Origin of the sequence: Dietzia sp. UCD-THP (assembly GCF_000349585.1) — a bacterium.
Classification (GTDB): Bacteria; Actinomycetota; Actinomycetes; order Mycobacteriales; family Mycobacteriaceae; genus Dietzia; species Dietzia natronolimnaea_A.
This window is the reverse complement of the sequence record NZ_KB714650.1, coordinates 319,231-341,212: the sequence shown is the minus strand read 5'-3', so window position 1 is coordinate 341,212 and position 21,982 is coordinate 319,231. Positions and strand designations below refer to the sequence as shown.

Sequence of the window (21,982 nt, the reverse complement as noted above, 5' to 3'; positions counted from 1 at the left end):
GGGCGGGGTGCGGTGACCTAGACTGTCGGTGCCCGAATTGACACCGAGGAGATCCCACTGTGACAGCATCCGGACGTCCCGTCGTCCTCATCGCCGACAAGCTCGCCCAGTCGACCGTCGACGCACTCGGCGACGCCGTCGAGGTCCGTTGGGTCGACGGCCCGGATCGCCCCAAGCTCCTCGACGCGGTGAAGGACGCGGACGCGATCCTCGTCCGCTCGGCCACGACGGTCGACGCCGAGGTGCTCGCCGCGGCGCCCAAGCTCAAGATCATCGGCCGCGCGGGTGTGGGACTGGACAACGTCGAGATCCCCGCCGCCACCGAACGCGGCGTCATGGTGGTCAACGCGCCCACCTCCAACATCCACTCGGCCGCCGAGCACGCGGTGGCGTTGCTCATGTCCGCGTGCCGCCAGATCCCCGCCGCCGATCGCACGCTGCGCGAGCACACGTGGAAGCGGAGCTCCTTCAACGGCGTCGAACTGCTCGGCAAGACCGTCGGTGTGGTGGGCCTGGGTCGGATCGGCCAGTTGGTGGCACAGCGCCTGGCGGCGTTCGAGACCACCCTCATCGCCTACGACCCCTACCTGCCCGCCGCCCGCGCCGCGCAGCTGGGCATCGAGTTGGTCGACATCGACGAGCTGGTTTCCCGCGCCGACATCATCACCATGCACCTGCCCAAGACCAAGGAGACGGCCGGTCTCCTGGACGCCGAGCGGCTGGCCCGCGCCAAGGACGGCGTCGTGATCGTCAACGCCGCCCGCGGTGGGCTGATCGTCGAGGACGCCCTCGTCGACGCACTGAAGTCCGGCAAGGTCCGGTCCGCCGCCCTCGACGTGTTCGACACCGAGCCCTGCACCGATTCGCCGCTGTTCGAGCTGGAGAACACCGTCGTCACCCCCCACCTGGGCGCCTCCACCAGCGAGGCCCAGGACCGCGCCGGCACCGACGTCGCCCGCAGTGTGCTGCTGGCCCTGCGCGGCGAGTTCGTCCCGGACGCCGTGAACGTCTCCGGCGGCCCGGTCGGCGACGAGGTCGCCCCCTGGCTCGACCTGGTCCGCAAGGTCGGCCTGATCGCCGGCCACCTCTGCCCGGGTGTGCCGACCACGGTCAACGTCGACGTCGCCGGTGAGCTCGCCGCCGAGCAGGTCGACGTGCTCGGGCTCGCGGCCCTGCGTGGCCTGTTCTCCGCGATCACCGACGAGCCGGCCACGTTCGTCAACGTGGGTCAGATGGCCGAGCAGCGCGGCGTCACCCACTCGGTGGAGACCCGCAGCGAGTCTAAGTCCTACCGCAGCACCGTGACCGTCACCGCGGTGGCCGCGGACGGCGCGACCGGAAAGGTCACCGGAACCCTCTCGGGCCTCGAGAAGGTCCAGAAGATCGTCCGGATCAACGAGCGCGGCTTCGACCTGCGCGCGCAGGGCCAGAACCTCTTCGTGCACTACTCCGACCGACCGGGTGTGCTCGGCAAGGTCGGTTCCATCCTCGGCGGGGAGGGCATCGACATCCAGGCCGCCGCCCTGAGCCAGGACGCCACCGGTGAGGGCGCGTCGTTGATCCTGCGGGTCGACCGCGCGGTCGCCGATCCGACGGTCGACCGGATCGTCTCCGAGCTCGGGGCCACGGCCACCCAGATCAACCTGGACTGAGAGAGACGGGACCGGTGGAGAGGAACACGCAGACGATGAAGCTCGCAGTCATCCCCGGCGACGGGATCGGTGTCGAGGTGACGGCCGAGGCGATCCGGGTACTGGACGCGCTCGTCCCGGGGGTCGAGAAGACGGAGTACGACCTCGGGGCGCGACGCTATCTGCGCACCGGTGAGACGCTCACCGACGCGGATGTCGAGAGCCTGAAGAGCCACGACGCGATCCTGCTCGGCGCTATCGGGGACCCGCGCTCCGTGCCCGCCGGCGTGCTCGAACGCGGGATGCTGCTGCCCCTGCGGTTCGCGCTCGACCACCACGTCAACCTCCGCCCGTCGCGTCTGTACCCGGGCTCGGCGACCCCGCTCAAGAACCCGGGGGAGATCGACTTCGTGGTCGTCCGCGAGGGGACCGAAGGGCTCTACACCGGCAACGGTGGTGCGATCCGGGTCGGGACGCCCCAGGAGATCGGGACAGAGACCTCGGTCAACACCCGGTTCGGCGTGGAGCGGGTGGTGCGCGACGCCTTCGACCGCGCGCGGGCCCGCCGCGGCAAGCTCACACTCGTCCACAAGACCAACGTCCTGGTCAATGCGGGCGGACTCTGGCAGCGCACGGTCGACGAGGTGGCCCCGGAGTTCGCGGACGTCGAGGTGGATTACTGCCATATCGACGCGGCGACGATCTACATGGTGACGGAGCCCTCGCGCTTCGACGTCATCGTCACGGACAACCTCTTCGGCGACATCATCACCGATCTCGCCGCGGCCGTCACCGGGGGGATCGGCACCGCGGCGTCGGGGAACATCGACGCATCCGGGACCAATCCTTCCATGTTCGAACCGGTGCACGGTTCCGCCCCGGACATCGCGGGCCAGGGGAAGGCCGACCCCACCGCGGCCATCCTGTCCGTCGCTCTGATGTTGCGGCATCTCGGGAAGGCCGCAGAAGCCGACCGGGTGGAGGCCGCGGTCGAGGCGGACCTGGGGTCCCGCGGGGACGGGCCGGTGTCGACGTCCGAGGTCGGGAACCGGATCGTGGCGGCGCTCGGAGGCTAGGACCCGCCACCCACCCTCGCGGCCCGCGGGTGTGAATCGCAGGAAGCGCGTCACACCGCGGGCCGTCGACGTCCACAGTGGACCCATGGACGTCGAACTCGTCGAGGTGAGAGATTTCCTCGCCCGGTGCGCCCCTTTCGACCAGCTGACCGTCGATCAGCTCGACCGGATCCCCGCGCAGCTCTCGCAGCGGTACCACCGCCGGGGGACGGTGATCCTCGACGCGGGTGCCCGGAACGACACCCTGCACCTCATCCGCTCGGGCGCCGTGGAGGTGTGTGATCCGGACGGGGCGCTGCTCGACGCGCGAGGAGAGGGGGACTGCTTCGGCTACTCGTCCCTGGCGAGTGGCGGGCCGTCGCGCTACCGGATGGTGGCGGTCGCCGACACCCTGCTGCTCGAGATGCCCCGCGACGTCCTGGACTCGCTACTCACCGACCACCCGCAGCTGGGCCTGTTCTTCGGCGAACGCAGCGAGCGGATCCGTCAGGACCTCGCCTCGGCCCGACTCGAGGCCGCGGGAGGGGACGCGCTCGGTACGCCGGTCGGGGAGTTGCTCGCCCGCGACGCGGTGACAACCGGACCCGACACCGCCATCCGTGACGCCGCATGGTTGATGACCGAGCGCCGCGTATCCGCGCTGCTCGTCGTTGAAGCGGGTCGCGTGGTGGGCATCTTCACCGACCGGGACCTGCGCTCGAAGGTCGTCGCGGTCGGCGGCGACACCGGGGGCCCGGTGTCGGCCATCATGACCCCGGACCCCGTCACGGTCGACGCCGGGACCCGCGCGTTCGACGCCACGCTCCTCCAGATCGACCGCGGGGTCCATCACCTGCCGGTCTGCGAGGACGGCGCGCCGGTGGGGATGGTGACCAGCGGGGACCTGCTCCGCCTGGCGCAGACCGACCCCGTCTACCTCGCGGCCCGCATCGCCCGCGCACCCGACGCAGAGGGGGTCGCGCACCTGGCCGCGAGGCTGCCCGCGCTGGTCGGGGAGTTCGTCCGCCGCGGCACCGCCCCCCAGGACATCGGGCGGGTCGTCACGGCCACCGCGGACGCGGCGACCCGTCGACTGATCTCCCTGGCCGAGGGCGAGCTGGGACCACCGCCGGTGGCGTACTGCTGGGTCGGGCTCGGTTCCCAGGCACGAGGGGAACTGGGCGTGGCGAGCGACCAGGACAACGCGCTCATCCTGGCCGATGCGGCGGAGACGACACCCGACGCGGACCGGTACTTCGCCGAGCTGGCCGGGCAGGTGTGTGCAGGTCTCGACCGGTCGGGGTTCCCGCTGTGTCCGGGCGACGTCATGGCCTCCACCCCGGCGTGGCGTCGCACGTGCGCGTCCTGGGAACGCCAGGTGGGGGACTGGGTCCGGGCACCGGGAGCGGACGCCGTCCTGAACACCCAGGTCTTCCTGGACATCCGCCCCGTCCACGGGGACACCTCGCTGTTCATGAGGGTCCGGGACGAGATGCTCGCGCGCGCCGAGGGCAGCCTGCGGTTCCAGGCCCACCTCGCCCGGATCGCCTGCGAGTGGCGTCCGCCGCTGGGGTTCTTCCGCGGGCTGGTGGTGGAACGGCGGGGCGAGTACCGCAACACCCTCGACCTCAAGGCCGGGGGGATCGCGCCGGTGGTGCAGATCGCCCGCGTGTACGCCCTCTCCGCAGGGCTCGACGAGGTCTCCACGCTCGGTCGCCTCGACGCCGCGGCCGGGGCGGGTGTGATCGCGCGCGCGGATGCGGAGGACCTGTCCGAGGCCTTCCGGTTCCTGCGCGGCCTGACCTACAGCCATCACGCACGCCAGATCGCGGACGACGACCCGCAGGACAACCACCTCGACCCGGGAACGCTGAGCTCCGCCGACCGCCACCGTCTCCGCGCCGCGTTCCGGATCATCGCCGGGGTGCAGGGCTCGCTCGGCTTGAAATACCGGGTCGGGCAGATGTGATGCGCGACTTGTTCACCCGGTCGGGGCGTCGGCGGCGCACTGCACGGCGGCTTCCCGACGGCCCGCTGCGTCGCTACCTCGAGACCCCGCCGCCGGCGTCGTCGACCCCGTTGGCCGATCTGCGGCTGCTGGCGGTGGACGTGGAGACCACGGGGCTCGACCCCCGGCGCCACCGCGTCCTGTCCGTGGGGCTGGTGCCCGTGGACGGCGACCGGATCGACCTCGGCGGTGCGCGGTCCATGATCCTCCGAGACGACCACGCCGACGAGGCCGAGGGGGTGGGGCAGAGCGCCACGCTGCACGGCATCACCGACGACACGGTGGCCACCGGAGTCGGGGTCGGCGCGGTCCTGGACCAGGTCTTCGCCGCGTTGACCGGGCGGGTGCTCGTCGCCCACTACAGTCGTATAGAGACAGAGTTCCTCGGCTCGCTGTGCTCCACCGCCCACGACGTGCGGCCACCGTTCGTGCCGGTCGACACCCTCGAGCTGCACCGCCGCGTGCTCGGTGGGGGGGTCGACATGGGTTTCGCCCCGGAAGCCTCCCCGGACGAACTGCGGTTGTGGCGTGCGCGGCGGCGGTACGGACTCCCGCGCTACCGGGCGCACGACGCACTGATCGACGCGCTCGCCTGCGCGGAGCTGTACCTGGCGCAGACGGCCGAGCTGCGCGACCGCGGGGTCACGACGCTCCGGGATCTGGGAACGGCATAGGATCGCGGGTATGCGTCTCGCCCGTATCGCCCACCCGCAGGGATTCGCCTTCGTCGAGGTTCGAGGGGACGTCACCGACCCCGCCACCCTCACCTGCGCGGAGATCTCGGAACACCCCTTCGGCACCCCGGAGTTCACCGGTCGCGAATGGCCGCTGGCCGACGTGCGCCTGCTCGCTCCGATCCTCGCCTCAAAGGTGGTGTGTGTGGGCAAGAACTATGCCGAGCACGCGCAGGAGATGGGCTCCGAGGCGCCCGCCGAGCCGCTGATCTTCCTCAAGCCCAACACCTCCGTCGTCGGCCCCGAGGCCGCGATCGCCTACCCTCCCAGCTCCGAGCGGGTGGACCACGAGGGCGAACTCGCCGTGGTGATCGGGCAGCCCTGTCGCGACGTCGCGGCCGCCCGGGCCCACGAGGTCATCCTCGGCTACACCTGCGCCAACGACGTGACGGCCCGTGACCAGCAGCTCGCGGACGGTCAGTGGACGCGGGGGAAGGGGTACGACACCTTCTGCCCGCTGGGCCCGTGGATCGTCACCGACCTCGACCCGAACGGCCTCGACGTCCGCACCACCGTGCACCACCCGGACGGCTCCTCGGAGGTACGCCAGGACGGCAACACCTCCCAGTTCATGCACACCGTGGGGGAGATCATCGAGTACGTCAGCAGGGTCATGACGTTGCTTCCGGGCGACGTCGTGTTGACGGGCACGCCCGCCGGGGTGGGGCCGATGCTGCCCGGTGACCAGGTCACCGTGGAGATCGAGGGCATCGGGTCGCTGAGCAACCCCGTCGTCGACAGGTAGGTCGGGTCACACGGCGCCCAGGGCGGTGAGGACCGTCCGGAGCTTGGCGGCGGTCTCGGCGACCTCGTCGTCCGGGTCGGAGTCGGCGACGAGGCCCCCGCCCGCCCAGGCGAGCGCCCCGGTGCGATCCGCGTCGATCTCGGCGCAGCGGATGGTGACCATCCAGTCCCCGTCGCCGCCCGCGTCCGCCCAGCCGACCGCCCCCGAGTAGAAGCCGCGCTCGCCCTCGAGTCCCGCGATCACGCGCCTGGCCTCGTCGGTGGGGGTCCCGCACACCGCGGGCGTCGGATGCACGGCCAACGCGAGGTCGAGCGCCGTGGTCCGGGGGTCGGCGATCCGTCCGCGGATCCGGGTCCCCAGATGCCACATCTCACGGGTCGAGGTGAGCGAGGGGCGCTCCGGGATCTGCAAGTCCCGGCAGAAGGGCGCCAGGGCCGACGCGAGGGAATCCACGACGAACGCGTGTTCCGCGGCGTCCTTGCCCGAGGCCCGCAGTGCGCGCCCCGCGGCCTGGTCCTCGGATGTGTCGCGGGAACGGGGAGCCGAACCGGCGAGGGGGTGGCATTCCACCACGTCCCCCCGGCGGCGCACCAGGAGTTCCGGGCTCGACCCCACCAGTATTCTGCCGGTGTGTCGCCCACCGGCGGGGGTCAGGTCGACCAGGAACCCGTCGGCGGACGGGCTCGAATCGATGAGCGCCGCGCACACCGCGTGGGGGTCTATCGGGTCCTGCGCGAGCAACCGGACCGCGCGGGCGAGCACCACCTTGGACAGTCCACCGGCGCGGATCCCGGCGATCGCGGTCGCCACGCGGTGCCGGTGGACCTCCGTGGAGGGGATCTCCTCGGCGACGCGGGCACGTGTGCGGATCGAGCGGAAGTAGGCGGGGGGTTCGAGGGGGCCGTCGGTCCGGACCACGATGTCGGGCTCCACCAACGCCGCCCGCGCATCGGGTTCGAACCCCAGGGCGCCCACCACCAGGCCGCAGTCCCCGGACCTCAGCGCCAGCGCGGCGTCCGCCGGATCGGGGAAGGAGCGGAGGGACCCCTGGGTGCGCAGTGAGCCCGTGGGGCGGGACAGGAGGAAGTCCGGAGCGGTGACAGGCCTGGCGGCGTCGGGGTGGAGCCCTGACGCCACGGTTCGCCTCCTCGACTCCGACCGGGTGTGGATCGCGCGTGAAGGGCGCACCACGGGTACCCGGCCGATCCTAGGCCGGTCCTGCGCGGGGGTGCGAGCCGGGACCGTCTCTAGGATGGTGGGCATGACAGCACAAGACGTCCGTGTCCGCTTTTGCCCCTCGCCCACCGGGACACCCCACGTGGGACTGGTCAGGACGGCGCTGTTCAACTGGGCCCACGCGCGGCACACGGGCGGGACCTTCGTCTTCCGTATCGAGGACACCGACGCCGCACGCGACTCGGAGGAGTCGTACCAGGCGTTGCTCGACGCGCTCCGGTGGCTGGGACTGGACTGGGACGAGGGGCCGGAGGTGGGCGGACCGTACGCCCCCTACCGCCAGTCCGAGCGACGCGACCAGCACCTCGACGTGGTGCGCAGGCTCGTCGACGCCGGCGAGGCCTACGAGTCCTTCTCGACGGCCGAGGAGGTCGAGGCCCGCCACCGCGCGGCCGGGCGTGATCCCAAACTCGGGTACGACGGGTACGACCGCGACCTGACGGAGGAGCAGAAGCAGGCCTACCGGGATGAGGGGCGTGGCGCGGTGATCCGGCTCCGGATGCCGGACGAGGACCTGGGGTGGGACGATCTCGTCCGCGGCGAGACCGTCTTCAAGGCCGGCACCGTTCCGGACTTCGCGCTCACGCGGGGCAACGGGGTCCCCCTCTACACCCTGGTGAACCCGGTGGACGACGCACTCATGCAGATCACCCATGTGCTCCGGGGCGAGGACCTGCTCAGTTCCACTCCCCGGCAGATCGCGCTCTACCGCGCACTGACGCGGATCGGGGTGGCCGAGCGTGTCCCCGAGTTCGGGCACCTGCCGTTCGTCATGGGCGAGGGGAACAAGAAGCTGTCCAAGCGGGACCCGGAGTCGGATCTGTTCCTGCACCGTGATCGAGGGATGTTGCCCGAGGGACTGCTCAACTACCTGGCGCTGTTGGGGTGGGGGTTGTCGGACGACCGCGATGTGTTCTCCCTGCAGGAGATGGTGGAGGCCTTCGACGTACGTCAGGTCAACGCCAACCCCGCCCGCTTCGACCAGAAGAAGGCGGACGCGATCAACGCCGAGCACATCCGGCGGCTCCCCCCTGAGGTGTTCGCGCGACGGCTGCGGGACTACCTCGAGGCGCACCCGTCCGAGGACGGCCTGACGCTGCCGGCCGGGCTGGACGGCGAGCGGTGGGCGGTCGTGGCCGATCTGCTGCAGACCCGCATCGTCGTCCTGTCCGACGCGTGGAACCTGATCCGCTTCCTCGTGGTGGACGAGGCGCAGTTCGTCGTCGATCCCGGATCCGCCGCCAAGAACCTCAAGGCCGACTCCCGCGAGGTCGTGGACGCGGCCGTGGGCGCGTTGGACGCGATACCGGAGTGGACCACCCCGGCGATCGAGGCGGCGCTCTCCGGTGCGCTGGTGGACGGCCTCGGGATCAAGCCACGCAGGGCCTATGGTCCGATCCGGGTCGCGGTGACCGGATCGCACATCTCGCCGCCCCTGTTCGAATCGCTGGAACTGCTGGGTCGTGAGCTGACCCTGGCCCGGCTGCGGGCCGCGCCGATCGCAGACTGACCAGGCGATTTGCTATTCACCCTCGGTGCTTTGATAGTCTCTTCGAGGTCGCCCCGCACGGGCGGACAAGTGAATACAGTGGCCTATGGTGTAATTGGCAACACAGCGGTTTCTGGTACCGTCGTTCTAGGTTCGAGTCCTGGTAGGCCAGCTGAGCGCGCACAGCGCTCACTGCAGCGGTTCCTTCAGCGGAACCGCGTCCTGAGCCCCCGTCGTCTAGCGGCCTAGGACGCCGCCCTCTCACGGCGGTAGCGTGGGTTCGAATCCCATCGGGGGTACACACGAGAACACCCGGAGCGCTCATGCTCCGGGTGTTCTTCTCGTCATGGCCTTTCCCGTGTCGCCCGCGGTGGCCGCCGCTCATGCGGCCCCGACGACCCGTCCCCGTCCCCGCAGCCGGATGAGGTGCCGCGCGTGCTCGTCGAGGGCGTGGTCCTCCGCGCTCCTCGGGGTCCAGTGCGGTACCGGGGTGGGGGTGAGATCCGGTCCCAGCGCTGCGCACACCGCCAGGCAATGGGTCGTCAGGACCCGATCCGGCGACGTGGGCTCACCGGACCGGACGTGGACGGAGACGTGCATGGTCTCATGGCCGGTGTGCAGGAGTCGGGCCTCGACCTCCACGACGTGGCCGATGCTCACCGGGTGGTAGAACCGCACGCCGCCGGCGTACACGGACGTACACGGGGTGCCCGACCAGTGGGTCGCGCAGAGGTTCGCGGCGTCGTCGATCCACGACATGATCCGCCCACCGTGGACGTTGCCACCCCAGTTCACGTCAGCGGGTGCCGCGAGGAACCGCAGGGTCGACCGGGGTGCGGTCCCCTCGGTGGTGTAGCGCTGCTGTGCCATGGCGTCCTCGATGTCCCTGCGCAGCGCGATACGCATCACCGCTTCATCGGACTCGTGCACCTCCAACCGGGAGGCGGGTCGCCACGACGGCACTGGGGTGGGTCTGCCCTCGCGCACGGCGATGAAGACCACCAGACACTCGGCGCAGTGGCGGTACTCGAGCGCGACGGGATCGCAGGCCCGGACATCACACTGGATGTGCATCGAACTCGACCCGGTATGGACGAGGCGCGCTGACACCTCGACGAGTTGCCCGGCCTCGATCGGCCGCGAGAAGCGGACGTTGCCCACGTACGCGGTGACGGCATACCCACCCGACCACACCGCCGCCTGGGCGTACGCGGCCTTGTCGATCCACTCGAGGATGCGGCCTGTGTGAACCTGGTTCCCGGTGCCCACGTCGGTCGGAGCGGCGAGGAATCTCAGGACGGTCTCTCGGGGAGTCTGCACGCCGGGAAAACTATCGGCGTCGCGTAACGGTGCGGTTGCGGCGGATGTGGATCTCGTGTCGGTGTGCTCACCCCGGGATGGCGACGCGGTGAGGGCGGAGCGGGCCCGCTCAGGCCCGCTCAGGCCCGCTCAGTCAACGGTCTCCTTGAGCGGGTCCTCGCGGATGAACAGCAGCAGTCCGGTGGCGACCACCAGCAGGGGCACCACGACGAGGAAGATCGGCACCAGGGCGTCGTTGTAGGAACCCACGATCGCGTCGTGGAGGGGTCCGGGCAGTCCGGCGAGGATCTCGGGACTCATCGAGTTGGCCGCTCCGGAGCCGTTCGAGAACGACGTGGCCATCTCAGCCCCCTCCGGTCCCATCGCCGCCGCTGCGGCCGGGATGCGGTCGCCCATGAGATCGGACAGACGACTGACGAAGAGCGACCCCACGATGGCCGATCCCAGGGTCCCGCCGATCTGGCGGAAGAAGTTGTTGGACGCCGTGGCGGTCCCGACCATCGACACGGGAAACGAGTTCTGGACGATCAGCACGAGCAGCTGCATGCACAGGCCGAGACCGAAGCCGAAGACGAAGAGGACCACGCCGAGGTGGAGCAGGGTGTCCGTCTCCTCGAGAGTGCTGATGAGAAACAGTCCCACGGCCATAATGATGCTGCCCACGACCGGGTACCACTTGTACCGGCCGGTACGGCTCACGATGTTGCCCACGATGATGGAGGTCCCCATCATCCCCGCCATCATCGGGGTCATCATGAGGCCGGCGTGGGTGGGTCCGAGCCCGTGGACCATCTGGATGTAGGTGGGCAGGTAGGTGATGGTGCCGAACATGGCGATGCCGATGATGAGCCCCGCTGCCGTCGAGAGTGCGAAGTTGCGCTCGGCGAACAGGGTCATCGGGATCAGGGGATGCGGTGACCGCAGTTCGACCCGCACGAACGCCGCCGCGCAGACCAGGAAGAGGGCGGCGAGGCCGAGGATGACCGGGTCGGTCCAGGAGTAGCGGTTGCCGGCCCACGAGCAGACGAGGATGAGCGCCGTGGTGCCCGTGACCATGAGCACGGTGCCCGGCCAGTCGGTGCTCCGGCCGGTGCCGCGGGCGGGCAGTCTCAGGTAGAGAACCGCGACGGCGAGGGTGAGCAGGCAGATCGGCAGGTTGAACCACAGTGCCCAGCGCCAGCCCGGGCCCTCGGTGAAGAACCCGCCCAGGAGCGGACCGAGGATCGACGAGAGCCCGAACACCGCCCCCATCACTCCCATGTACCGACCCCTCTGACGGGCGGGGACGACGTCGGCGACGATGGCCTGGGACAGCACCATCAGGCCTCCGCCCCCCAGGCCCTGGATGGCCCGGGAGACGATGAGGACGTCGATGCTCCACGAGAGGGCTCCGAGTACGGAACCACCGAGGAACAGCAGGATGGCGGCGACGAAGAGCGGTTTGCGTCCGATCTGGTCTCCGAGCTTGCCGTACACGGGCAGCCCGATGGTCATGGTCAGGAGATAGACGGTGATGACCCAGCTCATCTTGTCGACCCCGCCGAGGTCCGCGACGATCGTGGGGAGCGCGGTGGCGAAGATCATCTGCCCCAGGGACACGATGAGCATCCCGAGCAGGAGCGAGGTGAACACCAGCGGCACGTTGTGGGACGGCGCGCGCTCGGCGGTCTCGTGACCGTCCGCCGCGAGGGTGCTGGTGTCACTCATGACGTGGATCCCGTCTTCTCGGAAGAGGTCGCCCGTACCGACGCCGTGTCGGTGCCCGCCCTGTCGTTGGGTGAGCTGACGAGGAGTGCGAGCTGTCGCAGGGCGAGGGCGCACTCGGAGTCGAGGTCGTCGAAGGTCGCGGCCTCCCGTGCCAGCCAGCTCGACAGGCCCAGGTTTGCCGATGCGGCCACGAGGGCGACGCAGGCGCGTGCCTCGGCCTCCGCCGCGACCCCCTCGAGTCGGCGGAGATGCGGCTGGCGTTCGAAGAGCTCGGTCACCAGGTCCACCAGGCGGAGCTGGAAGCGCGAGGACGCGGTCACGCGGGCCACCCCGAGGTCGGGCTCGGCCCGGAAGATCGCGCCCCGACGGTGGGCGAGTCGCGCGGTCTGGGCGTCGTTCCCGATGCGCGCGGCGGCGAATGCCGCGAGGAACAGCCGGAGGAGCGCCCCGGGCACGTCCGGGTCGGCGGCGTCGAGGAACTCACGGCGGGGTGTCGGGGGGACGTCCCGGGGCGGGGAACCGATGACGGCGGCTTCCTTCGAGGGGACATAGTTGAAGAAGGTGCGCTTGGAGACGTGGGCCGCCGCGCAGATCTGATCCACCGTCACGCAGTCGTACCCGTGCTCCAGGACGAGGGAGGTCGCGGCGTCTTCGATGGCCAACAGCGTGGCTCGACGCTTTCGCTCGCGCAGGGAGTCCTGGTCCGGGGGGGAGGTCACCGAAGCAGTCTATATGGAAAGTGCACCGAGTGCATATTTGCACCTGGTGCACGGGTGTCGGTGTCGTGATTTTGTGGTGGACCGGTGGTGTCGCTAGAGTTGACGTGTACCAGGCCCCCGTCGTCTAGCGGCCTAGGACGCCGCCCTCTCACGGCGGTAGCGTGGGTTCGAATCCCATCGGGGGTACATGAGCGACAGGTCCCGGTTCCTCGCGAGAGCGAGGAGCCGGGACGTCGCGTTTGTCGGGGCGTGAGACGATCTCCCCGTGAACTCTCGTCGCGACGTCCTCCGGGTGGCCCTCGGCGCCGGGCTCGGGCTCGCGTGCCTGACCGCCTGCGGGCCGGACGGCGGGACGACGAGCCCGGCCACCACATCGAGGGACCCGTTGGCCCCACCGAGTCCCGTCCGCACTCCGACCGACGACCCGCCCGTCCGGCGTGTCGTCGCCCTCTCGTCCGCGGACCTGGACGCCCTGGTGGCGCTGGGGATGGAGCCGGAGGCGGCCTGGGCCGTGGACGGCACGGGCCCCCGGCCCTGGCGGGACCGTCCCTCCCCGCCCGCGCCGGACTGGGGCGGGCCGGGGTTGCCGAGTCTGCGTTCCCTCCTGCCGTTCGGGGCCGACGCCTTCGCTCTCGCCGCGGCCGACGTCTCCGAGGCGCAGCTGAGAGGGTACGAACAGCTCGCCACGGTCATCGCCGACCCCGACGGGCGTCCGGGCTGGCGGCGGCACCTCGAGTTGGTGGCCGAGGCCGTCCACCGCGACCCGAACCGGGCCGCCGCGTCCGCCGAGGAGGCACTGGACGGGTGGGCGGAAGGCCAGCGGCGGCTCGGAGTGGAGGCGCTCGCCGTCGTCGTCGGGACCGGCGCGCGCCCCGACACCCCGGTCGCCACCCTCGACGGACGGTCGCCGCTCGCAGACGAGATACGCGAGCTGGGATTCGACATCGTGTCCCACCGGGAGCCCGTCCCGTATCGACAGCTCAGGCGACCGGGCGTCCAGGTGGTCAGGGTGGATCCGCGCGACGACGACCTCGTGGCGGCGGTCCGGCAACCGAGCGTGAGCAGCCTCCCGTGGGCGCTCGGCCGTCTGGTCGAGGGCCGGCGGCCGGCCTAGGTGGTCGGGGCGACCTGGGCGCACGGGCCTACAACCGCTTGTGGATCGCCTCCGCGGCGGCCAGGAGGTCGGCCGCCCAGCGCACCCCGGGGCGTCGACCGATGCGGTCCACCGGGCCCGAGACGGAGATCGCGGCCACGACGCTGCCCGCCGAGTCCCTGATCGGAGCCGAGATGGAGGCGACACCGGCCTCTCGCTCGGCGATGGACTGAGCCCACCCGCGTCGCCGTACCTCGGCCAGCTGCCGCTCGGTGTAGGTGGCGTCCGCCAGGAGGGCGCGCTGGGTGGTGGGGTCGGCCCACGCGGCCAGGACCTTCGCTCCCGACCCCCTGCTCATGGGCAGGATGGCCCCCACGGGGACGGTGTCCCGCAGGCCGGTGGGGGGCTCGGCCGAGGCCACGCAGATCCTCCGGTCGCCGTCGCGGCGGTACACCTGGACGCTCTCCTCCGTCGCCTCGCGCAGGCGCGGGAGAACGCTGGACGCCGCTTCCGCCAGGGAGTCGGCGGCGTGGGAGGCGAGTTTCGCCAGCCCGGGGCCGAGGCTCCACACCCCGGCGTCGTTCCGGGACAGGAGCTGGTGGATCTCGAGGCCCACCGCGAGCCGATGGGCGGTGGCCCGGGGGAGTCCGGTGCGCTCGCAGAGGTCGGCGAGGACACACGGTTGCTCGGCCACCGCGTGGAGCACCGTCATGGCTTTGTCGAGGACTCCGATCCCGCTATACTGTCTCACAGTTCGACTATAGCGTCCTACATGGTGAGAATCCATCGGTTCGTCACCCGGGGCGGGTACTGGAGGCGTGATGAGTGTGACACCGTCCGGAGGCGCCCGGGGCCGAACCCTGGCGGAGAAGGTGTGGGACGACCACGTGGTGGTCAGGGGCGAGGGGGAGGGCGAAGCCCGGCAACCGGACCTCATCTACATCGATCTCCACCTCATCCACGAGGTCACCAGCCCTCAGGCCTTCGACGGGTTGCGACTGGCGGGCCGCGGTCTGCGTCGCCCGGACCTCACCCTCGCGACAGAGGACCACAACGTCCCGACCGACCTCGTCGGCGGCGCCGTCGACCTCATCGCCGACCGCGTCTCGCGCACCCAGATCGAGACGCTGCGCACCAACTGCGAGGAGTTCGGCGTCCGGGCGTACCCGATGGGTGATCCGGGGCAGGGCATCGTCCACATCATCGGGCCCCAGCTCGGACTGACCCAGCCCGGCATGACGGTCGTGTGCGGCGACTCCCACACCTCCACGCACGGTGCCTTCGGCTCCATCGCGATGGGTATCGGGACGTCCGAGGTCGAGCACGTCATGGCCACCCAGACGCTCTCGCTTCGGCCGTTCCGGACCATGGCCGTCACCGTCACCGGCGAACTGCAGCCGGGGGTCTCGGCCAAGGATCTCATCCTCGCGGTGATCGCCCAGATCGGGACCGGTGGGGGGCAGGGGCACATCATCGAGTACCGCGGGGAGGCCATCGAGAAGCTGTCGATGGAGGCGCGGATGACCATCTGCAACATGAGCATCGAGGCCGGCGCCCGGGCCGGGATGATCGCCCCGGACCAGACGACCTACGACTACCTCCAAGGGCGCCCCCACGCCCCGGCGGGCGACGAGTGGGACGCCGCGGTCGACTACTGGAACGGTCTGAAGACCGACGACGACGCGGTGTTCGACACCGAGGTGGTGATCGACGGCTCGGCCCTCACCCCGTTCGTCACCTGGGGGACCAACCCCGGTCAAGGGGCGCCCCTCGGGTCCGCCGTCCCGCATCCGGAGTCCTTCGGGGACGAGAGCGACCGGGTCGCCGCCGAGGGTGCGCTCGAGTACATGGATCTGGAGGCCGGGACACCCCTGCGTGAGATCGCAGTGGACGTGGTCTTCGTGGGGTCGTGCACCAACGGACGCATCGAGGACCTCAGGACGGTGGCGGAGATCATCGACGGCCGCGAGGTCGCCGACGGCGTACGGATGCTGGTCGTCCCGGGATCGATGCAGGTGCGTCAGTTGGCGGAGCAGGAGGGCCTGGACGAGGTGTTCACCGCGTTCGGCGCCGAATGGCGTCAACCGGGCTGCTCGATGTGTCTCGGGATGAACCCGGACTCGCTGGAGCCGGGTCAGCGCTGCGCCTCGACCTCCAACCGCAACTTCGAGGGTCGTCAGGGCAAGGGCGGCCGGACCCATCTCGTCAGCCCGGCGGTCGCCGCGGCCACCGCCGTCGTCGGGCGGCTGGCCTCGCCCGCAGATCTCGAGCCCGCGAAGGGGGCATGATCCACATGGAGCCGATCACCACCCACACCGGCATCGGGGCCCCGCTGCACCGGTCCAATGTGGACACCGACCAGATCATCCCGGCCGAGTACCTCAAGCGCGTCACACGCACCGGGTTCGAGGACGGGCTCTTCTCGTCCTGGCGAGGAGGCGAACCCGACTTCGTCCTCAACCGCGCTCCGTACGACCGGGCGTCCGTGCTCGTCGCGGGCCCGGACTTCGGCACCGGCTCGTCCCGCGAGCACGCGGTGTGGGCCCTGAAGGACTTCGGTTTCCGCGTGGTCATCTCCTCGCGGTTCGCCGACATCTTCCGGGGCAACTCGGGCAAGTCCGGTCTGGTGGCCGCACAGGTCGAACAGCAGAACGTCGATCTCTTGTGGAAGATAATGGACGAGCGTCCGGGGATCGAGCTGACCGTGGACCTCGGGTCCAGGACCGTGACCGCGGGCGACCTGACCGTCCCGTTCGAGATCGACGACTACACCCGGTGGCGTCTCATGGAGGGGCTGGACGACATCGGTCTCACGCTCCGGAAAGCGGAGGCGATCGCCGCGTTCGAGGAGCGTCGACCGTCGTTCAAGCCGGTCACCACCGTGCCCGACCGGGGGTGACCGGCGGATCGCGTCGGCCCGTCCGGAACGGCCCCCGAGCCAGCAACGTGTGAGTATGCTTATCTTTATGTGGCGCGGTGCTCTGCCGCGTCGGCGTACTCACCTCTAGGGGGACACCCGTGAACAAGGCCGATCTGATCGCCGAGCTGGCGGAACGTATGGACGGAGACCACCAGCTCGCCACAGAGGCGTTGGAGAACACTCTCGACATCATCGTGCGGGCGGTAGCGGCGGGTGAGTCGATCACCATCATGGGATTCGGCATCTTCGAGAAGCGCGCGCGTGCGGCCAGGGTCGCGCGCAATCCGCACACCGGTGAATCCATTCCGGTGCCGCCCACCTACTCACCGGCGTTCCGGCCCGGTCAGTACTTCAAGTCCGTCGTCCAGGGCTCCGAGACGCTCCCCGAGGGCCGCCTCGCGGCGAAGCGCACCAGCTCGCACCAGTCCTTCGGCGGAGTCGGCAAGAACGGCGTGAACCGCCGCGACAAGGTCGGCTGAGCAGCCGCCTCACCTCGCGGGGAGCGGGCTCGGATAGTAGTCGGCGAACGTTAGCCGCCCGTCCGCGAACCCCAGCCCCCACGTCCCGGACTTCTTGGTGGAGGTGTCCGCCACGTCGAGCCCGGCCTGCCGGGACAGGTCCCCGATCAGCCCGGGGATGGCCGTCCCCTGTGAGCTCACCGCCGCGACCCCGTCGCCGTCGGCGATCTCGATCACTCTGGTGCGGGCGGCGACGGGGTCGTCGAGGTAGGCCTCGTCGCTCAGAGCCGGCTCGAGGCGGACCTCGACCCCCAGCTCATCGGCGAGGGGGCCCACCGTCTGCTCGCACCGCACCCGGGGAGCACTGTGTAGCCTCCGGACACCGAACGCCCTGAGCATCGGTGCCAGGAGCTCGGCCTGGGTTCGTCCGGTCTTGTCGAGCGGACGCGCGGAATCGTCCCCACTCCACTCGGAGCGGCTCCCCGCCTTGGCGTGTCGGACCAGCAGGAGCACCGAGTCCACCGGCCGGGCCGCGGCGAAGCGGCCGAGGATCTTCCGGTCCAGGCCGTACGAGACCACATCCTTGGCCTCGTCCACCGGAAGCCACCGGATCTCGTCGACCTCGGAGTTCGGCTCGAAGTCACCCCCGGTCGCGCGAGCGGACCAGTAGGTGACCTCTTTCCTGGTGTTCTCCTTGAGGGGGTATGCGGTGGTCCCGATCCTCGATTCGAGGACGGCGGTGTGGCCCGTCTCCTCCTCGATCTCCCGCACCGCGGTGACCGGAAGTGACTCGCCGGGATCGACCTTGCCCTTGGGCAGCGACCAGTCGTCGTACCGGGGACGGTGGACCACGGCACAGCGGGCCTCCCCGCCGTTCATGCGGTAGAGGACGGCTCCCGCAGCGGGGACCACCCTGACGCGGTTGCCTCCGTTCGACTTCCTGCTCATCGGTCCCGGAACCCCGCGTGGACGGAGGCCATGCGCTCCTGGTGGTCGACCGAGTCGGACCGGTCCCCGGGGGCGGGCATCCGCGCCCACGAGGCGTCTGGACGCAGGTGGAAGCTGCGGGTGGCCGGATCCAGAGCGGAGTCGAAGATGCGGTGGATCTGACCCTTGAGCCGGGGGTCGGTGACGGTGGTCATCACCTCGACCCGGCGGTCGAGGTTCCGGTGCATCATGTCGGCGCTGCCGATGAGCACCTCGTCCGCCCCGCGGAAGTTGAGGATCCGCGAGTGCTCGAGGAAGCGTCCGAGGATCGAGCGGACGTGGATGTTCTCGCTGAGCCCGGGGACACCGGCGCGCAGGGCACAGATCCCGCGGACCACGATGTCGACCTGCACGCCCGCCTGCGAGGCCCGGTAGAGGGCGTCGATGATCTGCTCGTCGACCAGCGCGTTGGCCTTGAGCCGGATCCCCGCCTCGCGACCCTCGGCCGCGAAGCCGATCTCGCGGTCGATCCGCTCGATGATCCCCGAGCGGATCCCCTCGGGGGCCACGAGCAGTCGTCGGTACTTGGAGACGTTGGAGAACCCGGTGAGGTGGTTGAACAGGTCCGTCAGATCGGACACGACCTCCTCGTCCGCGGTGAACAACCCCACGTCCTCGTACAGGCGGGCCGTCTTGGGGTTGTAGTTCCCGGTGCCGATGTGGGCGTAACGCTGTAGCCGGTCGCCCTCCTTCCGGACCACCAGGCAGGTCTTGCAGTGTGTCTTGAGTCCCAGCAGGCCGTACACCACGTGGACACCGGCCTGTTCGAGCTCTCGCGCCCAGCGGATGTTGTTCTGCTCGTCGAAGCGGGCCTTGATCTCCACCAGTGCGACGACCTGCTTGCCAGCCGCCGCGGCGTCGACGAGAGCGTTGACGATGGGGGAGTCGCCGGAGGTCCGGTACAGGGTCTGTTTGATCGCCAGCACGTTCTCGTCCGCAGCAGCCTGTTCGATGAACCGCTGGACGGTGGTCGCGAACGAGTCATACGGGTGCTCGACGAGGACGTCGCCCTCCTGGAGGGACGCGAAGATGTTCCGGGCGGTCTCACGCTCACCGAATGCCGGGGGGGTGGCGGGGACCATCGCCGGATCCTTGAGGTCGGGCATGTCCAGGCCGTGGATCTGCCACAGCCCCGTCAGATCGAGCAGTCCCGAGAACCGGATCACGTCCTCGGAGTCCACGTCGAGTTCGTGCTGGAGGATCCGGAGCATCCGCGGCGTCATGTCCTCGGCGATCTCCAGCCGCACGGCGGAGCCGAAGCGGCGGCGGGCGAGCTCGCGCTCGAGCGCCTGCAGCAGGTCCTCGTCACGGTCCTCCTCGACCTCCATGTCCGCGTTGCGGGTCACGCGGAAGACGTGGTGCTCGACCACCTCCATGCCCTGGAACAGGTCGCCGAGGTGGGCCGCGATGATCTCCTCGGCGGGCACGAACGAGTACTCGTCCTCGACACCCCGGTCGACCCTGACGAACCGGGGCACGTTGTGGGGGATCTTGACCCGGGCGAAGTGCTCCTGCCCCGAACCGATGTCGCGGATGATCACCGCGAGGTTGAGGCTGAGTCCGGAGATGTAGGGGAAGGGGTGCGCCGGGTCGACGGCGAGCGGCGTGAGGACGGGGAAGATCGAGTTCCTGAACAGCTCCGCCAGGGAGAACCGCTCGTCGGCGGTGAGCTCGCCCCAGGGCAGGATCCGGATCCCGTGCTCCTCGAGCTCCGGCCTGATCTCGTCGTGGAACAACCGGGTCTGCTCGTCGCAGAGTTCTCGTGTGCGGACACTGATGCGGCCGAGCTGCTCGGCAGGCGTCTGACCGTCGGCGGACCTGACCGACAGACCCGTCTTGTCGCGGCGCTTAAGGCCGGCCACCCGCACCATGTAGAACTCGTCGAGATTCGATGCGAAGATCGCGAGGAACTTGGCCCTCTCGAGTAGCGGCAGGTCGTTCTCGCCCGCCAGGGCCAACACCCGGGCATTGAAGTCGAGCCAGCTGAGTTCTCGGTTGAGGTAGCGGTCACGGGGTCGGGGGAGTTGCTCGAGCACGGGATCGTCTGCGGTCACCGGACCATTGTGGCTGATACACCCGCGGCGTGAGGACGTTGACGTGCCGAGGGGGTCCGGATGACGGCGGCGGTGGCCGCACCCACCGTTCGACCGGTCAGCGCCAGGACGTCCTCGGGGGTGTCGACGTCGCGACCGGATGCGCCCGACGGGTCGGCACCGTCGAGCGCCACCGCGCCGCCGTCGGAGACGTGGCGAGCCGCCGACCCGGGCCCGAAACGAGGCCGTCGCTCCTCGACCGGGCCCGTCCAGAAGGCCATGGTCGTCCCGGCGCCGTGATGGTCGGGGACGATCGAATGCGGGTGCCCGGAGGCGGCCGACAGGACCCGGGCGAGTTGGCTGGTGCCGAGCTCGGGCAGGTCGGCGGTCACCACGCCGACCGGCCCGGGCACACCGCGGATCGCCCCGGTCAGCGCAGCGTTGAGCGGGTCGTCCCCCGTCATCCCCGCGGTGCCGGGCGGCTCGGCGACGATCTCGACCGGGAGCAGGCGCGCGAGTGCCGCCACGTCCGGATCCGAGGTCACCACTCGCACCCGTGAGACACCGGGGGTCGCGACGCAGGTTCTCAGGACGTCCGAGGCCATGGCCAGCGCCAGCTCGCGGCGGTCGGACGCGGGCAGAGCGCGGGCGAGACGGCTCTTGGCGCGGTCGAGGGCCTTGACGGGGACGACTATCGTCCACCCGCCGTCAGTCGCCCCGTGACCCGACACCGTACTCATCGACCGCCATCCTGCCAGCAGACCCTCGCGAGCGCGCCGGGCCGGGTAGCGTTTGCTCACGATCCACCGGCGAGGGCCCCGGTGGTGAACGACGAGCCAGGAGGCGAAATGGCGCGGGTCGCGGTGATGGGTGCGGGGTCGTGGGGGACCGCCGTCGGGAAGGTCCTCGCGGACGCGGGGTCGGAGGTCGTGATGTGGGCGCGCCGTGACGAGGTGGCCCAGGGGATCAACGAGCGGCACTGTAACGAGAAGTACCTGCCGGGCATCGTCCTGCCCGCGACGGTGACCGCCTCGACGGACCCCGCCGAGGTCCTCGCGGGCTCCCACGAGGTCGTCCTGGCCGTTCCGTCCCAGAGCCTGAGGGGCAACCTCGAGACGTGGGTCGGCCTCCTCGAGCCGGACGCCGGGGTCATCTCCCTGGCGAAGGGTATCGAGACGGGGACGCTGATGCGTATCAGCGAGGTCGTCGCAGAGGTGACGGGATTGACGGAGGACAGGATCGCCGCGCTGTCCGGACCCAACCTGGCGCGGGAGGTCGCCGAGGGACAGCCCGCGGCGACCGTCATCGCTTGTACGGACGCCGACCGGGCCGCCCGGCTGCAGGACGCGTTCGCCACCCCCTACTTCCGGCCGTATACGAACTCCGATGTGGTGGGCTGCGAGATCGGTGGTTCCACCAAGAACGTCATCGCGCTCGTGTGCGGGATCGCCTCCGGCATGGGCCTGGGCGACAACACCATGGCGTCGTTGGTCACGCGCGGATTGGCGGAGTCGACGAGGCTGGGGGTGGCGCTCGGCGCCAACCAGATGACCTTCGCAGGCCTCGCGGGGCTCGGCGACATGGTCGCCACCTGCACCTCGCCGCTGTCGCGCAACCGCACCTTCGGAGAGCGACTGGGCAGGGGCGAGACCCTGGAGCAGGCACAGGAGGCCACAAACGGCCAGGTCGCGGAGGGGGTCAAGTCCTGTACGTCGATCCGTGCGCTCTCCCGGCAGGTCGGGGTCGAGATGCCCCTGACCGAGGCCGTCCACGAGATCTGCCACGAGGGGGGTGACGCCGTCGAGGTGGCGGTGCGCCTCATGAGACGCAGCACCAAGCCCGAGTAG

General features: G+C 70.3%; 19 protein-coding genes and 3 tRNA genes. 14 read left to right on the top strand and 8 right to left on the bottom strand.

All coding sequences use genetic code 11. The features are described from left to right. The first annotated feature begins 59 nt into the window (after positions 1 to 59). The 5 genes from serA to H483_RS30100 all read left to right on the top strand — a co-directional run bounded on the left by serA (position 60) and on the right by H483_RS30100 (position 6,173). Positions 60 to 1,652 (top strand): phosphoglycerate dehydrogenase, encoded by a 1,593-nt coding sequence (gene serA / locus H483_RS30120; protein ID WP_017837028.1) that lies wholly within the window; start codon positions 60 to 62, stop codon positions 1,650 to 1,652. A gap of 35 nt (positions 1,653 to 1,687) precedes the next feature. Continuing rightward, positions 1,688 to 2,707 carry a 3-isopropylmalate dehydrogenase gene (locus H483_RS30115; protein ID WP_017837027.1) on the top strand — a complete coding sequence of 340 codons (1,020 nt, stop codon included), beginning with the start codon at positions 1,688 to 1,690 and terminating at the stop codon, positions 2,705 to 2,707. Between the two features lie 85 nt (positions 2,708 to 2,792). After that, positions 2,793 to 4,655 (top strand): putative nucleotidyltransferase substrate binding domain-containing protein, encoded by a 1,863-nt coding sequence (locus H483_RS30110; protein ID WP_017837026.1) that lies wholly within the window; start codon positions 2,793 to 2,795, stop codon positions 4,653 to 4,655. After that, positions 4,655 to 5,368 carry an exonuclease domain-containing protein gene (locus H483_RS30105; protein ID WP_017837025.1) on the top strand — a complete coding sequence of 238 codons (714 nt, stop codon included), beginning with the start codon at positions 4,655 to 4,657 and terminating at the stop codon, positions 5,366 to 5,368. The genes H483_RS30110 and H483_RS30105 overlap by 1 nt, the downstream gene beginning before the upstream one ends. A gap of 10 nt (positions 5,369 to 5,378) precedes the next feature. Continuing rightward, complete coding sequence (locus tag H483_RS30100; protein WP_017837024.1) at positions 5,379 to 6,173, top strand: fumarylacetoacetate hydrolase family protein; 795 nt, start codon at positions 5,379 to 5,381, stop codon at positions 6,171 to 6,173. Between the two features lie 6 nt (positions 6,174 to 6,179). Here H483_RS30100 and H483_RS30095 read toward each other — a convergent pair whose 3' ends face one another. Then, complete coding sequence (locus H483_RS30095; RefSeq protein ID WP_017837023.1) at positions 6,180 to 7,310, bottom strand: isochorismate synthase MenF; 1,131 nt, start codon at positions 7,308 to 7,310, stop codon at positions 6,180 to 6,182. A 124-nt stretch (positions 7,311 to 7,434) separates the two neighbouring features. Between H483_RS30095 and gltX the strand changes: the two genes are divergently transcribed. The 3 genes from gltX (at position 7,435) to H483_RS30080 (ending at position 9,197) form a co-directional block, all read left to right on the top strand. Then, on the top strand, positions 7,435 to 8,919 hold the full coding sequence (gene gltX, locus H483_RS30090) for a glutamate--tRNA ligase (RefSeq protein WP_031264905.1): 1,485 nt from the start codon (positions 7,435 to 7,437) through the stop codon (positions 8,917 to 8,919). 79 nt (positions 8,920 to 8,998) lie between these two features. Beyond that, positions 8,999 to 9,070, top strand: a tRNA-Gln gene (locus tag H483_RS30085). A gap of 54 nt (positions 9,071 to 9,124) precedes the next feature. Further along, a tRNA-Glu gene (locus H483_RS30080) sits at positions 9,125 to 9,197 on the top strand. Between the two features lie 82 nt (positions 9,198 to 9,279). On the opposite strand, the gene H483_RS30075 is transcribed toward H483_RS30080, so the two are convergent. The 3 genes from H483_RS30075 to H483_RS30065 all read right to left on the bottom strand — a co-directional run bounded on the left by H483_RS30075 (position 9,280) and on the right by H483_RS30065 (position 12,644). Continuing rightward, a complete protein-coding gene (locus H483_RS30075) occupies positions 9,280 to 10,218 on the bottom strand; it encodes an acyl-CoA thioesterase (protein ID WP_017837021.1) in 939 nt (312 codons plus the stop codon). Positions 10,219 to 10,347: 129 nt separating this feature from the next. Then, positions 10,348 to 11,925: an MDR family MFS transporter gene (locus H483_RS30070; protein ID WP_017837020.1), complete on the bottom strand. Its 1,578-nt coding sequence runs from the start codon at positions 11,923 to 11,925 to the stop codon at positions 10,348 to 10,350. Next, a complete protein-coding gene (locus tag H483_RS30065) occupies positions 11,922 to 12,644 on the bottom strand; it encodes a TetR/AcrR family transcriptional regulator (protein WP_017837019.1) in 723 nt (240 codons plus the stop codon). Before H483_RS30065 ends, H483_RS30070 begins: the two co-directional genes overlap by 4 nt. Positions 12,645 to 12,757: 113 nt before the next feature. Between H483_RS30065 and H483_RS30060 the strand changes: the two genes are divergently transcribed. Continuing rightward, a tRNA-Glu gene (locus H483_RS30060) sits at positions 12,758 to 12,830 on the top strand. Positions 12,831 to 12,909: 79 nt separating this feature from the next. Continuing rightward, positions 12,910 to 13,758: an ABC transporter substrate-binding protein gene (locus H483_RS39225; protein WP_017837018.1), complete on the top strand. Its 849-nt coding sequence runs from the start codon at positions 12,910 to 12,912 to the stop codon at positions 13,756 to 13,758. A 28-nt stretch (positions 13,759 to 13,786) separates the two neighbouring features. Here the strand turns inward: H483_RS39225 and H483_RS30050 are convergent, their stop codons facing one another. Further along, on the bottom strand, positions 13,787 to 14,488 hold the full coding sequence (locus H483_RS30050; protein ID WP_031264904.1) for an IclR family transcriptional regulator: 702 nt from the start codon (positions 14,486 to 14,488) through the stop codon (positions 13,787 to 13,789). A 70-nt stretch (positions 14,489 to 14,558) separates the two neighbouring features. On the opposite strand from H483_RS30050, the gene leuC reads away from it, so the two are divergent. The 3 genes from leuC to H483_RS30035 all read left to right on the top strand — a co-directional run bounded on the left by leuC (position 14,559) and on the right by H483_RS30035 (position 17,136). Next, complete coding sequence (gene leuC, locus H483_RS30045; protein ID WP_017837016.1) at positions 14,559 to 16,025, top strand: 3-isopropylmalate dehydratase large subunit; 1,467 nt, start codon at positions 14,559 to 14,561, stop codon at positions 16,023 to 16,025. A 5-nt stretch (positions 16,026 to 16,030) separates the two neighbouring features. Then, positions 16,031 to 16,636, top strand: coding sequence for a 3-isopropylmalate dehydratase small subunit (gene leuD / locus H483_RS30040; RefSeq protein ID WP_031264903.1), 606 nt, complete (start codon positions 16,031 to 16,033; stop codon positions 16,634 to 16,636). 119 nt (positions 16,637 to 16,755) lie between these two features. After that, positions 16,756 to 17,136, top strand: coding sequence for an HU family DNA-binding protein (locus H483_RS30035; protein ID WP_031264902.1), 381 nt, complete (start codon positions 16,756 to 16,758; stop codon positions 17,134 to 17,136). A gap of 9 nt (positions 17,137 to 17,145) precedes the next feature. Here H483_RS30035 and H483_RS30030 read toward each other — a convergent pair whose 3' ends face one another. The 3 genes from H483_RS30030 to cofC are packed head-to-tail and all read right to left on the bottom strand — an operon-like array spanning position 17,146 to position 20,875. Beyond that, a complete protein-coding gene (locus H483_RS30030) occupies positions 17,146 to 18,063 on the bottom strand; it encodes an NUDIX hydrolase (protein ID WP_017837014.1) in 918 nt (305 codons plus the stop codon). Further along, a complete protein-coding gene (locus tag H483_RS30025; RefSeq protein WP_017837013.1) occupies positions 18,060 to 20,156 on the bottom strand; it encodes an RNA degradosome polyphosphate kinase in 2,097 nt (698 codons plus the stop codon). The genes H483_RS30030 and H483_RS30025 overlap by 4 nt, the downstream gene beginning before the upstream one ends. Next, positions 20,153 to 20,875, bottom strand: coding sequence for a 2-phospho-L-lactate guanylyltransferase (gene cofC / locus H483_RS30020; RefSeq protein ID WP_017837012.1), 723 nt, complete (start codon positions 20,873 to 20,875; stop codon positions 20,153 to 20,155). Before cofC ends, H483_RS30025 begins: the two co-directional genes overlap by 4 nt. Before the next feature lie 108 nt (positions 20,876 to 20,983). On the opposite strand from cofC, the gene H483_RS30015 reads away from it, so the two are divergent. Beyond that, complete coding sequence (locus H483_RS30015; protein WP_017837011.1) at positions 20,984 to 21,982, top strand: NAD(P)H-dependent glycerol-3-phosphate dehydrogenase; 999 nt, start codon at positions 20,984 to 20,986, stop codon at positions 21,980 to 21,982.

Coding starts and splice junctions, on each gene's coding strand:
- H483_RS30115 (WP_017837027.1), top strand. CDS start 1,688: ATGAAGCTCGCAGTCATCCCCGGCGACGGGATCGGTGTCGAGGTGACG.
- H483_RS30110 (WP_017837026.1), top strand. CDS start 2,793: ATGGACGTCGAACTCGTCGAGGTGAGAGATTTCCTCGCCCGGTGCGCC.
- leuC (WP_017837016.1), top strand. CDS start 14,559: ATGAGTGTGACACCGTCCGGAGGCGCCCGGGGCCGAACCCTGGCGGAG.
- gltX (WP_031264905.1), top strand. CDS start 7,435: ATGACAGCACAAGACGTCCGTGTCCGCTTTTGCCCCTCGCCCACCGGG.
- cofC (WP_017837012.1), bottom strand. CDS start 20,875: ATGAGTACGGTGTCGGGTCACGGGGCGACTGACGGCGGGTGGACGATA.
- H483_RS30030 (WP_017837014.1), bottom strand. CDS start 18,063: ATGAGCAGGAAGTCGAACGGAGGCAACCGCGTCAGGGTGGTCCCCGCT.
- H483_RS30100 (WP_017837024.1), top strand. CDS start 5,379: ATGCGTCTCGCCCGTATCGCCCACCCGCAGGGATTCGCCTTCGTCGAG.
- leuD (WP_031264903.1), top strand. CDS start 16,031: ATGGAGCCGATCACCACCCACACCGGCATCGGGGCCCCGCTGCACCGG.
- H483_RS30105 (WP_017837025.1), top strand. CDS start 4,655: ATGCGCGACTTGTTCACCCGGTCGGGGCGTCGGCGGCGCACTGCACGG.
- H483_RS30070 (WP_017837020.1), bottom strand. CDS start 11,925: ATGAGTGACACCAGCACCCTCGCGGCGGACGGTCACGAGACCGCCGAG.
- H483_RS30015 (WP_017837011.1), top strand. CDS start 20,984: ATGGCGCGGGTCGCGGTGATGGGTGCGGGGTCGTGGGGGACCGCCGTC.